The sequence below is a fragment of the Halobellus marinus genome (assembly GCF_032113415.1).
GTDB lineage: Archaea > Halobacteriota > Halobacteria > Halobacteriales > Haloferacaceae > Haloquadratum > Haloquadratum marinus.
In genome coordinates, this window is the sequence record NZ_CP134948.1 from 151,465 (window position 1) to 164,327 (window position 12,863).

The following is a 12,863-nucleotide window of genomic DNA, read 5'->3' on the forward strand; positions in this document are numbered from 1 at the left end:
GTCTGAGTTGACAGTGCGAATTCCAATCGGATCGATGTTTCCGTTCCCGTCGAGGAATGGGTCCGGGTGATCGCAAATACGATAGGCAGCGCCTAGACTCGCCTGAGCGCCGCCCAGATCATGAGCACGACCGGCAGCAAAAAAATCGGTCCAACGCCGATGGCGAGTCCGATCAGCTGTGCGGTGTCGACGTTCGGGCTGAGGGCGAGACCAGCGGGAACAGCGAGAAAGAAGAGTGCGAGCAACAGGGCAGATGCGATGACGGCCGAATCACGCTCGGGGCGAGCGGGGTCCGCTACGGGGAGTTCGAGCCTCTCGATCGTTGCGCCGAGGTCGGCAACCGGGCCAAGTTGAGTGTCACGGTCGTCGGGATCGGTCCCGGATACCTCCAGCGTGCCGGTGTCGAGCAGTCGGTCCGGGATTGCGTTGCGGATCGAGAACGTCGCCGAGTCCACCGGGGCAGTCCACTGGACGGCTCCGAGTGCCGTATCGTAGGCCACGAGTTGCTCCTCGTACCGGCGATACTCGATCGTCCCGTACCGCAGGTAGTAGCTCCCGATACGCACACTGGCGACGACGAGGACGAACACTGCCCTAAGACGAGCCAGACCCAGCCACCGGTGAGTGCGGCGAACGCCAGCCCGATCAGGATAGCGAACGTGGACCGGTGAGCGAACCCGAACGCGATCATCGGGAGGCTGCCGAGCAGGACGGGTGCCGCGTCGACGGATACCCGTCCACGAACGGGTCCGTCCGGGGTGTCGATATCCGGACGTGGCTCGGCGTGGCTTCCGTCGAACGCCCCGTCGAGGACGGACGGCACTGGGAGGTCCGTGTGATCAGTGACGATCCGATAGACCGAGGTCGTCGTCTTGACGACGACGATGCCAGTGAGGAGGACTAGTCCACCGGATCGGTCGCCGGCGCTCGCGAGCAGACCCAACGTGAGAGTCACGAGGCCGAGCTGTAGGGGTTCACGCAGGATCTCTTGGGCGGAGACGTCGGCGTACTCCTGTCCGGCGAGGTAGTCGGACAGGAACTCGTGGAGCTGTGTGATCACCAGTCCGACACCACCGACGAGCAGGGACCGCGACGGGCGTATCACCGGCGTCGCCGCCAGCCAGTAGAGGACGCTCGCCGGGAGGACGGCGACGGTCCAGAACCCGAGTATCGACGCCGCGAACGGAACGTTCCGCGGATAGACCGCGGGCAGCCGGGAAAGGGGACGCCAGCCGCCACGCTTCTCACGAAGCTCGTGGAGCGGCTCGATATCGGGGAGCCCCGGCGAGCCGCGTTCGGCGAACAGCGCCTTCGCTGCAGCCAGCAACACCGTCACCAGTCCCTCGATCCAGTAGAGCACCAGCAGCGAGTAGACGTTCCAGCCGAGGGCCAGGACGCCGACCAGCGGAACGAGATTGGCGACGGCCGCAACGCTGCCCACGCGATGTCTTTGCCACTCTGTCGGTGGGTGGACACGCATATATCAACCGAGTTGTGGACGCGAGGTCTTGCAGCGTTTCATACCGGCGTGGACGAACGGCCGACGCTCATCGCCAGCGCCGGGCGAGTTCGTAGGCGAGGGTCACTGGAATAGTGATACTCAAGACCACGAACGTCACGTCGTCGACCGTCGGACTGGAGCGAGTGAGCGCGGCGACGAACACGAGCGCGCCGACGGCGAGGACCCCGACGACGGTCGCAACGTAGTCCGGGCTCGTCCAGTCCGCTCGGGACGTCTCGGCGGGCACGTGTGATGGCACCGTCGTAACGTATCGGAGCAGTCCTCAAGAATACCCGTGTCGGATCTCTCTCACGGCGACGGTCGTAGCTTCCGCCCCTACAGCTCCGTGGACACATCGACGACGATCACGCAGTCGATAGCCTCCCGCGGTCGCGTCCGTGGCGTCGTCATCCGCCCGGTCCACCGACGCGGTCGAGGACACGGTCGAGCGGGCCACGATATGCGGGTTTGCTCCCGGCCCAAGAGCCCCCCACCCACACGCCGACGCCGATGCCGGCGGCGATGGGGTCCGGCAGTATGCCGGTCGTCGTCTCCCACAGGAGGCTCCCGCCGACGCATCCCGCGACGAAGACGGCGGCAAACGTGAGGTGGTGTGGGAGACGCCCCGCTTCGTGTGCGTGATCGAGGCCCACCACGACGAAACCGAGGAGGAGCCACACCGCGACGAGCGCGAACGCCGTCGTCCGTACCCGACCGTCGGTAACGAGGCCCCCGATGATGAGCACAGCGAGCGCGGCGACGGCGAGGCCACGACTGGCGGTCCGGAGCCATCCAAATCTGGACATCTACCGAATCCGAGGTGTCAATGCAAAATTCCGTTACGGTTCGTCACGCGGAACTGCTCGCGACCTCGCGACCCGACCGTCCGATCCGTCGGCGTGAGCGCACGGGAGCGATGACGCGTGGGATGCCCAGTGACAGCGACGAATCCGGACCGAACCGTACGATGGCGACCCGCACCGCACAGGGTTTATACTGCGTCATACGAAGCCCGGAACGTGCCCTCCATCCGCGACGTTCGAACCCGACTCCTCACGCCGGAGAATGTAGGTATCACCGTCGCCATCGTCCTCTCGGTCGTCGGCGCGTACGCGATCCAACTCCGCGTCAGTGCGGGCGTCGCCGCGTTCTTCGGACTGATCGTCCTCGGCGTCTCGACGCCGACGACGCTCACGTCACACGGCCTGTTGGGGACACGGTTCGCCTCCGCGGCCGTCCGCACGGGCGCCGCGTGTACCGCTACCTTCGTCACCTACGTCGGGTTGTTGATCGTCGTGTCCGGATCGGACGGGAGTTTCCTCGATGCTGCGGCGGCGTTTACCCTGACGGCACTCGCGGGCGAGGCTGCCGCTCGGATGTTAGATTGAGGATCGGATATGCGTGCGGCAGACATCACTCTCATACTGTTGGATTGCCATACTCGCGACCGAGATGGAACTCCCCGTGGGACTCACCACCCTCCACCTCTCACGAAAGGGCGTCTACCTGCTGGTTCTGGCGGTCGCCCTCGTCGGGGCCGGCGGGTACAGCTACGTCCAGCAGGGACAGGCAGTCGGCGACGCCGTCGCCGTCCAAGGGACGGTCGATAACGCACGCGTGGAGCGACTCGACGCCGGCAGAGGAATCGATTACGAACCGGAGATCGAGTACACGTACGAGTATCAAGGCGAGACGTACACGAGCGAGCAGGTGTTCCCCGGGCCGACGATCCGAACCTACTCGGACCGGTCGAACGCGCAGTCGGTCGTTCGGTCGTACGAGCCGGGGACGACGGTTCGGGCATACGTGCCGCCATCGGAGCCGAGCAACGCGTTCCTGATCAGGGAGCGGACCCCGTGGCCGGCGCGAGCGGTTGCCATCGGGGGCGTCCTGCTGTGTATCGTCGTACTCGCCGGACTGGGATCGAAGCATCCGGGGCAGCACGAACTCCGTCCGGAGCGCGAGGTGCGGTCGCCGCCGTCCCGAACGTGGGTCGAACGCAACGACGAAAGGCTCCGTCGGCTGTCGAAACGGGCACTCCTCGTCTGCTTCGTGGCGTTCTGGCTCTCGATGGTCGGGTTGGCGTTCGGCATCCTGAGCCTGAGCGAGGGGTCGGCACGATCGGTCGAGGCCGACCTCCTCGGACCGGTCGGCCTCCCGCTGCTCGCGGCGGCCGCCTTCTGGATCGGCATGATCCTCTCGTTGTGTCTGTACGGCGTCCAGTCGTTCAGTCGGTACCGGCGGCTCCGGCGGCGGCTCCCCGAACCGCGGCCGCCGAGTCCGTTCAGACGTCCGAGTCGGCTCGTCACGATACTCGGGACGGAGAGCGACGAGTTACCCGAGTACGGACGGCGCGTCCGCGTGACCGGCTGGGCGTTCCTGATCGCCATCGGGATGACCGCCGTCCTCGTACAACTCCTCTACACGGCGAGCTGAGACGCATCTGGGCGGCCGTCTCCCGTGGATCCGAGCCGGATCGAACAGTCATCCGAACGGTGTGACCCCGTCGATTCAGGACGCCCTGTGAGCAGCGGTCGCCGACAGGAGCAAGAACGCGAGCAGCCCGAGTTGCCACACGACGACGCCGAGCACCCCCGAGTTCGACAGCCCGGCGTATTCGCTGACCGCCAACGGCCCGACGCTGACTCCGAATAGACCGACTGCATAGCCGAATTTATGCTCACGGTCGGTGAACTCGACGTGCGTCCCGAGAAGGGGGATGTCGAACGCGAGGTAGAAATACGCCGCCCCGGCGTAGGTCGCTGCCGTGGCGAGCGCGGGGAACCAATCCGGAAGGAGGAACTGATAGACGACGGCACCACTCACCACTCCGAACAGTCCGGCGACGGGGAGTGCTACCTCGGGGGCCCGATCGGTCATAGTACGAAGGTAGGCGGCTCGACACGTCGGCCGACTCCATTCAGTACGGGTTCCATACGTACACCACCCCTGCGTACAGGACACCACTTATCGCTCCAACAGAGAGTGCTTCGATACTAGCTCTCTCGGTGAGCAGAAACGCAGTCAGCGAAACGACGGCGAACCAGAGCGCCCCGTGAACCAGGGATTGCTGCTCCCGTGATAACGTCTCCGACCAGTTGCCGACGGCGGTCCAGTCGTCAGCCCCCATCGGTCAGCGACCCGTTCGGGCACCGATGGCTGAGCCGCGAGCGTATCGAGCGCCGAACCACTGTGACAGGCCAGTCGTGACGAATGCGGCAGCAATCCGTGCTTTCGATTCACCAGGAGGGAGGGAATTATCGATCGGGATGGGCATATTCGAAATCCGGGTGGGCGATTGATAAGTATGGATGCTCGTTTCCACACGAGAGACGAATCTCGGGCCGGGGACCTCACGGATCGACACTGCGACTGCGGCCGCTTTTCGTCATCTGTCTTGTCACAGCGTCAAAACGCGGTACGTAGAGCCCACCGCAGGTAGTGAAGCGGAACGCGGCAACCAGCGTGGTGCCGATCTATGAGCAGAGATCGACGAAGCCCGTACGTAATGGGACAACGACTAAATGGAAAGAACATTTTACATCCACTCGTGATGGGGCTCCAGCGAATCATTCCGATACTCACCGCACTGCTCGGCGTACTGCTGGCGAGCATCGGGTTAGGCGCCACGGACAGCCTCGTGATTGAAACTGGCGCAGTTGTCGCCGGCGTGGCCACCTTCGGCGGGGGCGTGGCCTGGTACCGACGACAACGAGAGCGAGCGGACGAGGTCAGAATTGACGAGCGGATCGAACACCTTGCGTACCGTTCGGGTGAGATTGCATTCAGAGTCTCCCTCGCCTTCGGAATGATTTTGTTCCTCATCGTCGAGGCAGAAAGCGTACCAGTGACGGCCAAAGAGGGTCTCGTAATCTTGATCTTGGGTATGGTTGCCACTCGCTTCGGACTGTACGAGTGGTGTAGACGACAGTCGGTGTGAGACTCGTGGAAAACGATCTCAAAGTCCGGCGAGCGAGAGTGGACGTGACACAGAAAGAACTCGCCGATGCCGTGAACGTGACCCGACAGACGATTAACGCCATCGAGCGAGGGCGGTACGACCCGAGTTTGGAACTGGCGTTTGCGCTCGCGGAGTTTTTCGACTGCGATATCGAGGACATCTTCCACCCTGAAACGGAGTGAGAACTTCCGTTTTGTTCGGCACCGTCGGGGGAACTGTATCAGCTCGTGGCTGGATCGCCATGCGGGAGATAACGCCTGAATTCGTCGAAAAAAGGGCCGAGAACAGCGTTTCGACCTCCGGAACAGCGCTCGAATCTTTTTACGGATCGATAGCATATCCCAGTATGACGCTAATGGGAGCAGGCTATTGTCCGAATTGCAACGTCCAAATGGAGCGGACGAACGTAACTGCTGACGGGGCCAGAGGCCTCTATATTGGAACTGAAAGAGACGGTGGTATGCTCGACCGACTCGGTGTCGGGCATCGACTTCCGCTCTCCGCACTCCTCTGCCCGGAATGCGGAGTGATGCAACTTTACGCGGACCGTTCGGAGTAATCAAGAGAGCCTCGTATGTCCTCCATCGAGTCGTTTCCGACAAAACGCGGCACAGCATGCTTCTCCGAGGATTGTGTGCACTTCGACGAGTCGCTTTCCGGCTACATTCAGTCGCTCTATCAAGAATATTGGCAGAGTGGGACGTGGTGGCACAACGGAATCTTTGTCGGATACATACTTGCACTTCCAATCGGACTCTGGTGGACCGTCAGCGCGGTCCGCGGTGGCGATTTCTTACTTCTAGGTATCGTGGCTGGTCTGATGATCGTGCTCTGGCTGGTGGATCGCGTGCGTGGATTCCGATCGCCGGATCGGATTCGACTCGACACGATCGAGGAGGTCTCTGCAACGGATGGCCAGAAAGGACTGACACGCCCCCGGCTTATTATCACGTACACCGAGGGAGAAACGACCTATCGGCGTCGCGTGAATCTCCCGTCGCTCTACACGAGTAGCGGTGAGACGGCATACGAACGGGCACGGACGGCGTTTGCGGAGCGCGGATTCTGAACGATTCCCGTATTGGTCGGTACGGCCTCCCTGCGAGGGAGAGTCATCGCTCCCGTGTCTGGTATACCATTACGTCGGCTCCGTTCCATCAGCACTACTAATTGACTATCGGCATAACGTTCTCGCGATGCCCTCCACACGAACTGTCGACCGGCCACGGGAGGCACGCGCCGCCGCGCAGCGATATCTCAGACGTGAACGACCGCTGAGTGCGCTGATCGTCGTGCTCGCCGTGGCTGGGTTCCTCGGTACGTTCATCGCGACGTCGCTGGCACCCGCAGTCGTCGTCGGGGGACTGCTGATCATCGTCGCGCGTGCCCCGATCATCGAATCACGCGGGACCGTCCGTCTTCGAACCGACGAGGACGCCGAGTCCGTCGCCGAGTCGTTCACTGGGCCGACACCACCGATCCTCGTGTTTCAGTGGGGTATCGCTGACGAGATCCGTACTGGAGATGAAGTGGTCACGTACCGGCTCTCGTATCTCTTCGGCCTGCGGTCGGTCGAGGTGACCGTCGATACCCGGACGGATCGGACGCCGGATGGCAGCCGTCGGATCGAGTTGGAAGTCACGGTGGACGGCCAGCCGTGGTCGACGTACGTCGTCACCGTCGACACCCGGGACGACGGGACCGTCGTTGAGTACGAGTACACGGCGGATCGGCGATTCGGCCTGCGGCGGGTTCCCCAGCGAATCGTCGCGAACCGGTACCGGGACGAAGCGCTCGAAGCTCAAGGGTACGCCGTCGTCGAGCGAAACGAACAGTACGGCGCCGCTATCTGAACGACAGACCAGCGATGTTGCGGAGGGCTGAAACAGGGATCGCTGAACGGCTCGGGATCCCTCCGGGTTACCTTTCGCCGATTGGTATGCATCTACTGCTCACTATCGGGATCCTATGTTTCGAGTGGGATGTCGTTGAGATGATATTCATCTATTTGAGCGAAATCGTCGTCGTCGCCGTTCTATTCGCGATCGTCGCACTGTTTGCACCTATGGAAATTCTGCTGGCCGAACAAACAACGGCTGACACAATAATGATTTGCACCACGTCGACAACTTCTGTGACGGGATCGTAAAACTGGCAGACAGCGAGGTGATGGCTGGCTGTTCACCCGCCAGGCGGGAAACGTGATTAGAGAGAGCTGTCGCTCCCGCTGGCACCGACCGGCCGCTGAGGGCCGCCCGCTCGGCGGCCCTCAGGTCCTCAGCTACTCACGCCGGGCGGATCGTACACCTCCTCTCGGTTGAGCATGTAGTACATCGACACGAGCAGTTTTCGTGCTGTCGCGACGATCGCCTTCTTCAGAATTCATACGGTTATTCAACCGGTGGAAGAACCGGCTCAGATACTCGTCGTCACAGGTGTACACCGCTGTGTACGCACTCTGAACCAGGATCCACCGGACCCGTCCAGATCCACGCTTCGAGATACCACCCTCGATCCGCGAGTCGCCCGACTCGCGGATCGTCGGGTTCAGCCCCATGTAACTCACAACCTCCTTGTGGCTGTCGAACCGACCGACCTCACCCAGTTCCGCGTAAATCAGCAACGCGGAGTAGTAGCTGACACCAGGGATGGTCATCAGCAGCTGGGTCTCGGTCAGAGACCCAGCGCGCTCCTCAATCGCCGCTTCGAGCTGTGATATTTTCTCGGTCAGCGTCTTGATCACGTCGAGGTACGACTCCAACAACGCGTCCCACGGTGACGGGAGCGAGAGTTCCTGTAATGAGTAAGAAAACTTTTGTGACCTAAGGTTGACGCTTGCGTAATGGAACGTTCGCGTCGGAAAGAGATCACGCATCACCTCTCCGAGGAAGAAATTGATGAGTTGCTGCGAGATGCGAAAGACGAGCATCGGCTTCGGCGTCTCGGCTTTGTGAAGAACCTCTATCAGGGTGACTCGATCCCGGAGGCCGCCGACCGCGAAGGCCGGTCGGCGGCCACAGGTGATCGCTGGGCAGAAGCCTGGAACGAGGGTGGACTGGAGGAGTTGATGCCGAGTTTCGGGGGCGGTCGGCCCCCGAAACTCGACGAGGATGAACAGGAGGAGCTGCTCGAATTACTTCGTGAGGGGCAACCTTGGAAATCACAGGAGATTCAGCATCTTCTTAACGAGGAGTTCGGCGTCGAGTACAGTCCGAATTACCTCGGTCAGTTCCTGCGGAATCTCGGTCTATCGTACGCGAAACCGCGGCCGAAGCGACCGAACCGGCCAGACAATCCGGAGGAGATCCTCGACGAGCGCGTCGCTGACGCGCTCGTCGAGACCGATGACGATGAACCTCACAACAAACAGGAAGATGATGAGGAAGATGGTTGGGTAGTTGATGACGATATCTGTACAGATGGCGGGACAGTCGTCGGATTTTTCGATGCGTCACAACCGCAGCCGTACGATAATTCGCGGCGAGTGTGGTATGTCGATGACCCACACGTTGAACGGCCGTTGGTCAAAACCGAGGACTCGGCGGTCGGATTCTACGCACTGAACGGTGAAAGCCTGGTTCGCTGGACTGAGAACGAGGAGAAAGAACAGATTTGCACCGTGTTAGAACGGGTCCGCGAGCAGAATCCGGGGCAGCGGATTCTGCTCGTCTTGGACAAGCACGGCTCACACATCTGTGAACACACGCGCAAGCGAGCCCATCAACTCGGGATTGACCTCATCTTTCTCCCATCAGGCTCGCCGCATCTCAATCCAATCGAGCAAGTCTGGAAACAGCTGAAGTGGACGATGGCACCAATCATCGTCACCGACGAAGACGAATTTCACGATCTCGTCAAAGACGTGTTCGAAAAAGTGACACAGCGAGTTAGCTATGCCAAAAAGTGGTGCAAGAAGTTCCTTGACTTTCAGAAGTTATCTTAAGTAGTAGAGGAACTCTCGTCCCTTCACGCTCAGTGGCTTCACCTCCCGGGTGATGCCATTGTCGGCGAGCAAGCCGTGGATCTTGTTGGCGAACTTGGTCCGGTCTTCGATTAGGGTCTGTCGCCCGCGCACGAGTGCGCGGGCTTCCCTGATCTCGTCGGTGGGAACGTAACTCTCCGGAACGGAGTTGAGCCGAAGCAGTCGCGCGAGTTCTTTGGCATCGACGCGATCAGTCTTCTTGTCCGACTGAGCGATGAGCGTCAGTTTGCCCGGATGAGCGACGGTCACGTCCAAGTACTCCGCGAGAGTATCGTAGACGTTGTAGTAATTGCTGGTCGCCTCGATCACCGCACGGGAACCAGCGTAGCTTCGAGCGAGGTCGTCGAGGTTCGCGTTCTCGACGCGAACCTCTTCGACGAGTTCGCCGTCGCCGTCGATTACTGCCACCTGTGCGTACCGCTTGTGGAGGTCAATTCCAAGGTACATGGGTTGTCACTCTGGAACGCCGGTGCGTGAATCAGAACTGCACCTATGCGGGCTTTCCCGGATGCCGCGCGCCGCGGCATCCGGGCTGTCACGCCCATAACTCGGCTTCTTTCGCACTCGGACCAGTCAGCACCACGTGCTCTGCGGCACGGCATACAGCTCGGTCTCTTGCGTCCCATAGTTGATTCACGCTCCGCTGGGATAGCAGAATTTCCATCGAGTCAGCACGGCCTCGACGAACTACTCGATTTCTGTCAGTAGCGGTGTGACCGATACAGAGGGTGTATGCAGCAGGGTACTCGTGAGAACAGCGCTCTCAGAACGTCGGTGGGCTCGAAGACCTTCCGTCTCTCACGCAGTGATGAGGTCGGGTGCTGGAAGATGGTCACGAGGAGACTCACCAGTACGGCAAGCGCCGTGAGTCGCAGGACACCAGCTTCCCGTCGGCGGGGTTTCGGCAGGGACTCGGCAATGCCGGAGAGGGCCATCCCGACGCTGATAAACAGTGTAGCGTAGAACGGTGTTGCCCCTTCTACAATGACGTAGTACCCCTGCTGCCCGGCCAGCAGGAGTGCGCCACAGAGGAACACCAGTCCAAGGGGACGACCAGAGGGCTCGCTAAACAGCGTTTGGTCGATGATGGAGGGCATCGAGCGTGTGATTACCCGCGTGGGATAAATATGCACTGCGTTCGCCCACCTGTTGCTGGAATCTTCATACCTGTGCCGAGCGAACGGTGCCGATGGCGCTGACCGATACGCGCTATCTATCTCGCATGGGGGCAACAATTGTATATGTTTCCTGTCAGTACCGTTGTAACCGACACGGAGAACTTAGTTAGTAATCACCTGGCTCAGGATTCCGAGTACTTACACTGCAGGCGTTCACACCGGTGTCCGAGGAATATTGCCCGCTGTTCGGTCAGTGGTTAGAACAGGTGACAACCGAATAAGTGCCCAATCGATATGTCCATTTGGCTGGGTACAGAAGTATGGAACATGTTTGTGGGACATTTTCTTGCGTTTATATCGTTGTCTGGGGAGGCTGTACTGACTGTTGATGGATTTTTGCCTAAGCTGTTGGCTGGAACCGTAGCGGCTTGGGCAGCATTGTACGCGACGACCAGCGGGGTCAAAGCGATACAGGATTGGTGGGGGATAGTAGCCACGGATTCAATGCCAATCGATGAGGCTATCGGAGCCGGTGAATTGGTTCAAATCCAGGGTCGCGTTCGTCCAGCCCAGCCTGACGATGGTTTTGTGTCACCGATACTAGGTGATGAGTGCGTCGCTTACGAGTACGATATCCGCAAAGTAGTACAGGATAGCGGTCGGACACGGATTAACTCTGCAACCAAGTATAAATCATTCATTATTTCTGATGGAGTCACTGACATCCTCGTTGATCCCGACAAAGAGAGCTTGTCGCTGAATACTACGACGAAAACACCAAGTACAAAAAAGTCAATCGAGCAAAAACTTGCCGATGACAGGCTGGAGGTGGAACCATCAGTATACACATCGGTCTTGGGCGACACCACGAAACCCATCGAGGTGAGTGAAGGAACGATCGGCGTTGGCGAGAAAATCACGGTTGTTGGGAAAGCTACCCCAGTACCAGCGGAAGCGGTCACAGATGCAGATGCAGTTATGATGTCCGAGGAAGCTCACCTGACGGTGATGAACGACGATTCAGGAAACACCGCGTTGAGGAAAGCCGGTCGGGGAGGGTTTCTGTTGCTATTCGGGGTAATTTTAGGCGCTTTTGCAATACTTATTCTGACACCCGTCGTCCGCGAGATAGTGGCAACGGTGGGATAGTCAGTTACCCACGAGTGAAGTCGTGGGCTTCCGCCTTGCGTCTGTGTGATCCGATGAATATGCGCGTTCCATCTTGCACGAGACGTTCGGACTGTAATCTGACCTGATGAGTCACCAGCCGTTGAATTTATCGATCGAATTCACTCGTTGGACACAGAGACGAGTGGTTCACTACTCCTGTGGCAACTCCAGATGATGGGAACGGACGCGACACTGTGTCCGGAGATACCCGCGTGGAACGGGTCAGTTCTGGGACAGCTCACGCCACGTCACGCGTTCGATCCGACGCTGACGACGGGCGTCGCAGTGGTGGTTGCGGTTGGGGCTGTTGCTTTAGCGGTCGTTGGTCGGCGGTTCTCGACGAGACGTCAACTGCTAGTCGGCAGTGGAGCGACATACGCGACAACCATGCTCGGTCTGTGGGCAGGGGTTCGGCTGGTGTTCTGGCGGTTCGCGTTCGATCCGGTCGGAGATGCACCCCTCGTCGCCCCCGTACTGGTCGGGTTTGCAATCGTAATCGCGGGTCAATTCGTTCTTCCGGTGTACCTGTTGGTCAGCCACGAAACGTGGACGCCGCTCGTCTGGTTGTTCGGCGTGACGTGGGTTCTCGGCGAGTTTGTTCTCTTGGTGGGCGGTGAGTCTGGCGGGCTGTTTGCCCTTCTTGTGTGGGTCGTTGGACTGCTACCACCGTGTCTCGGTGTTCTGGTCGTCGCGACCGGTGGTGAACTCCTCCTACGGCGTTTTGATCTGTCGAATCCGCTTCGGTCCTGACTTACCATTGCTCTCTGCTGTTGCGTTCTGAGTGTTTAAAATCGATTTGAGCTGGTAGTGGCGGGTTGGTAGGTGCAGGTTAGTACAGGAAAGGTCGTCGACAAATGATACGAGCGCCAGTTCAGGCGCGGCCTACACCGTGCGTCTGTCCTAGATAACGCGTTCCCCTGCGACCGAGCGACCGTGACCGCCTCACCGGTCGGGAAAGATGAAGCCTGCAGGACTGTACCCACATGCCACGCCGCGGAGAGGGACGGATTCGGATACAACCACCGAAAATAGCACCTCACTTGCGTCCGACACCCGATCACCGATGATGCGTCCGAAATTATATCGATGACCTGTCACAATCAATCGGTAGTTGTATGTCACGCTACGGGA

14 protein-coding genes and 3 pseudogenes are annotated in these 12,863 nt (G+C 60.0%); 9 read left to right on the forward strand and 8 right to left on the reverse strand.

Translation table 11 applies throughout. The annotated features are described in order from the left end of the window. Positions 1 to 295 precede the first annotated feature (295 nt). The 3 genes from RJT37_RS20150 to RJT37_RS20160 all read right to left on the reverse strand — a co-directional run bounded on the left by RJT37_RS20150 (position 296) and on the right by RJT37_RS20160 (position 2,307). A complete protein-coding gene (locus tag RJT37_RS20150) occupies positions 296 to 1,480 on the reverse strand; it encodes a DUF6498-containing protein (protein ID WP_313690489.1) in 1,185 nt (394 codons plus the stop codon). Between the two features lie 67 nt (positions 1,481 to 1,547). After that, on the reverse strand, positions 1,548 to 1,760 hold the full coding sequence (locus RJT37_RS20155; RefSeq protein WP_313690491.1) for a hypothetical protein: 213 nt from the start codon (positions 1,758 to 1,760) through the stop codon (positions 1,548 to 1,550). Positions 1,761 to 1,908: 148 nt separating this feature from the next. Beyond that, a complete protein-coding gene (locus tag RJT37_RS20160; protein ID WP_313690494.1) occupies positions 1,909 to 2,307 on the reverse strand; it encodes a hypothetical protein in 399 nt (132 codons plus the stop codon). Positions 2,308 to 2,520: 213 nt separating this feature from the next. Here RJT37_RS20160 and RJT37_RS20165 point away from each other — a divergent pair, with 213 nt between their 5' ends. Next, on the forward strand, positions 2,521 to 2,889 hold the full coding sequence (locus RJT37_RS20165; RefSeq protein WP_313690496.1) for a hypothetical protein: 369 nt from the start codon (positions 2,521 to 2,523) through the stop codon (positions 2,887 to 2,889). Between the two features lie 64 nt (positions 2,890 to 2,953). After that, positions 2,954 to 3,937: a DUF3592 domain-containing protein gene (locus RJT37_RS20170; RefSeq protein ID WP_313690498.1), complete on the forward strand. Its 984-nt coding sequence runs from the start codon at positions 2,954 to 2,956 to the stop codon at positions 3,935 to 3,937. Positions 3,938 to 4,012: 75 nt separating this feature from the next. Here RJT37_RS20170 and RJT37_RS20175 read toward each other — a convergent pair whose 3' ends face one another. Beyond that, a complete protein-coding gene (locus RJT37_RS20175) occupies positions 4,013 to 4,381 on the reverse strand; it encodes a hypothetical protein (RefSeq protein ID WP_313690500.1) in 369 nt (122 codons plus the stop codon). A 40-nt stretch (positions 4,382 to 4,421) separates the two neighbouring features. Beyond that, positions 4,422 to 4,631: a hypothetical protein gene (locus RJT37_RS20180; RefSeq protein ID WP_049934154.1), complete on the reverse strand. Its 210-nt coding sequence runs from the start codon at positions 4,629 to 4,631 to the stop codon at positions 4,422 to 4,424. Positions 4,632 to 5,054: 423 nt separating this feature from the next. Between RJT37_RS20180 and RJT37_RS20185 the strand changes: the two genes are divergently transcribed. The 4 genes from RJT37_RS20185 (at position 5,055) to RJT37_RS20200 (ending at position 7,315) form a co-directional block, all read left to right on the forward strand. After that, a complete protein-coding gene (locus RJT37_RS20185; RefSeq protein ID WP_313690506.1) occupies positions 5,055 to 5,441 on the forward strand; it encodes a DUF2178 domain-containing protein in 387 nt (128 codons plus the stop codon). 5 nt (positions 5,442 to 5,446) lie between these two features. Next, entirely contained in the window at positions 5,447 to 5,644 is a 198-nt protein-coding gene (locus tag RJT37_RS20190) for a helix-turn-helix transcriptional regulator (protein WP_114586262.1), read from the forward strand. Positions 5,645 to 6,036: 392 nt separating this feature from the next. Beyond that, on the forward strand, positions 6,037 to 6,531 hold the full coding sequence (locus RJT37_RS20195; RefSeq protein WP_114586263.1) for a hypothetical protein: 495 nt from the start codon (positions 6,037 to 6,039) through the stop codon (positions 6,529 to 6,531). A 127-nt stretch (positions 6,532 to 6,658) separates the two neighbouring features. After that, positions 6,659 to 7,315, forward strand: coding sequence for a hypothetical protein (locus RJT37_RS20200; RefSeq protein ID WP_313690513.1), 657 nt, complete (start codon positions 6,659 to 6,661; stop codon positions 7,313 to 7,315). 424 nt (positions 7,316 to 7,739) lie between these two features. Here the strand turns inward: RJT37_RS20200 and RJT37_RS20205 are convergent. Next, positions 7,740 to 8,262: pseudogene (locus RJT37_RS20205) on the reverse strand (IS110 family transposase); the annotation flags it as partial. 42 nt (positions 8,263 to 8,304) lie between these two features. On the opposite strand from RJT37_RS20205, the gene RJT37_RS20210 reads away from it, so the two are divergent. Continuing rightward, positions 8,305 to 9,405, forward strand: coding sequence for an IS630 family transposase (locus RJT37_RS20210; protein ID WP_313690516.1), 1,101 nt, complete (start codon positions 8,305 to 8,307; stop codon positions 9,403 to 9,405). A gap of 6 nt (positions 9,406 to 9,411) precedes the next feature. On the opposite strand, the pseudogene RJT37_RS20215 reads toward RJT37_RS20210, so the two are convergent. Continuing rightward, a pseudogene (locus RJT37_RS20215) lies at positions 9,412 to 9,891 on the reverse strand (IS110 family transposase); the annotation flags it as partial. A 368-nt stretch (positions 9,892 to 10,259) separates the two neighbouring features. Continuing rightward, positions 10,260 to 10,541 (reverse strand): annotated as a pseudogene (locus RJT37_RS20220) (DUF8011 family protein); the annotation flags it as partial. A 381-nt stretch (positions 10,542 to 10,922) separates the two neighbouring features. Between RJT37_RS20220 and RJT37_RS20225 the strand changes: the two are divergent. Both RJT37_RS20225 and RJT37_RS20230 read left to right on the forward strand, forming a co-directional pair. Next, entirely contained in the window at positions 10,923 to 11,711 is a 789-nt protein-coding gene (locus RJT37_RS20225; protein ID WP_313690517.1) for a hypothetical protein, read from the forward strand. 147 nt (positions 11,712 to 11,858) lie between these two features. After that, entirely contained in the window at positions 11,859 to 12,482 is a 624-nt protein-coding gene (locus RJT37_RS20230) for a hypothetical protein (protein ID WP_313690519.1), read from the forward strand. The last annotated feature ends 381 nt before the right edge of the window (positions 12,483 to 12,863 follow it).

Bases quoted from the DNA above. Each gene is read 5' to 3' on its own strand.
- RJT37_RS20150 (WP_313690489.1), bottom strand. From the start codon at position 1,480: ATGCGTGTCCACCCACCGACAGAGTGGCAAAGACATCGCGTGGGCAGC.
- RJT37_RS20160 (WP_313690494.1), bottom strand. From the start codon at position 2,307: ATGTCCAGATTTGGATGGCTCCGGACCGCCAGTCGTGGCCTCGCCGTC.
- RJT37_RS20170 (WP_313690498.1), top strand. From the start codon at position 2,954: ATGGAACTCCCCGTGGGACTCACCACCCTCCACCTCTCACGAAAGGGC.
- RJT37_RS20175 (WP_313690500.1), bottom strand. From the start codon at position 4,381: ATGACCGATCGGGCCCCCGAGGTAGCACTCCCCGTCGCCGGACTGTTC.
- RJT37_RS20180 (WP_049934154.1), bottom strand. From the start codon at position 4,631: ATGGGGGCTGACGACTGGACCGCCGTCGGCAACTGGTCGGAGACGTTA.
- RJT37_RS20185 (WP_313690506.1), top strand. From the start codon at position 5,055: ATGGGGCTCCAGCGAATCATTCCGATACTCACCGCACTGCTCGGCGTA.
- RJT37_RS20195 (WP_114586263.1), top strand. From the start codon at position 6,037: ATGTCCTCCATCGAGTCGTTTCCGACAAAACGCGGCACAGCATGCTTC.
- RJT37_RS20200 (WP_313690513.1), top strand. From the start codon at position 6,659: ATGCCCTCCACACGAACTGTCGACCGGCCACGGGAGGCACGCGCCGCC.
- RJT37_RS20210 (WP_313690516.1), top strand. From the start codon at position 8,305: ATGGAACGTTCGCGTCGGAAAGAGATCACGCATCACCTCTCCGAGGAA.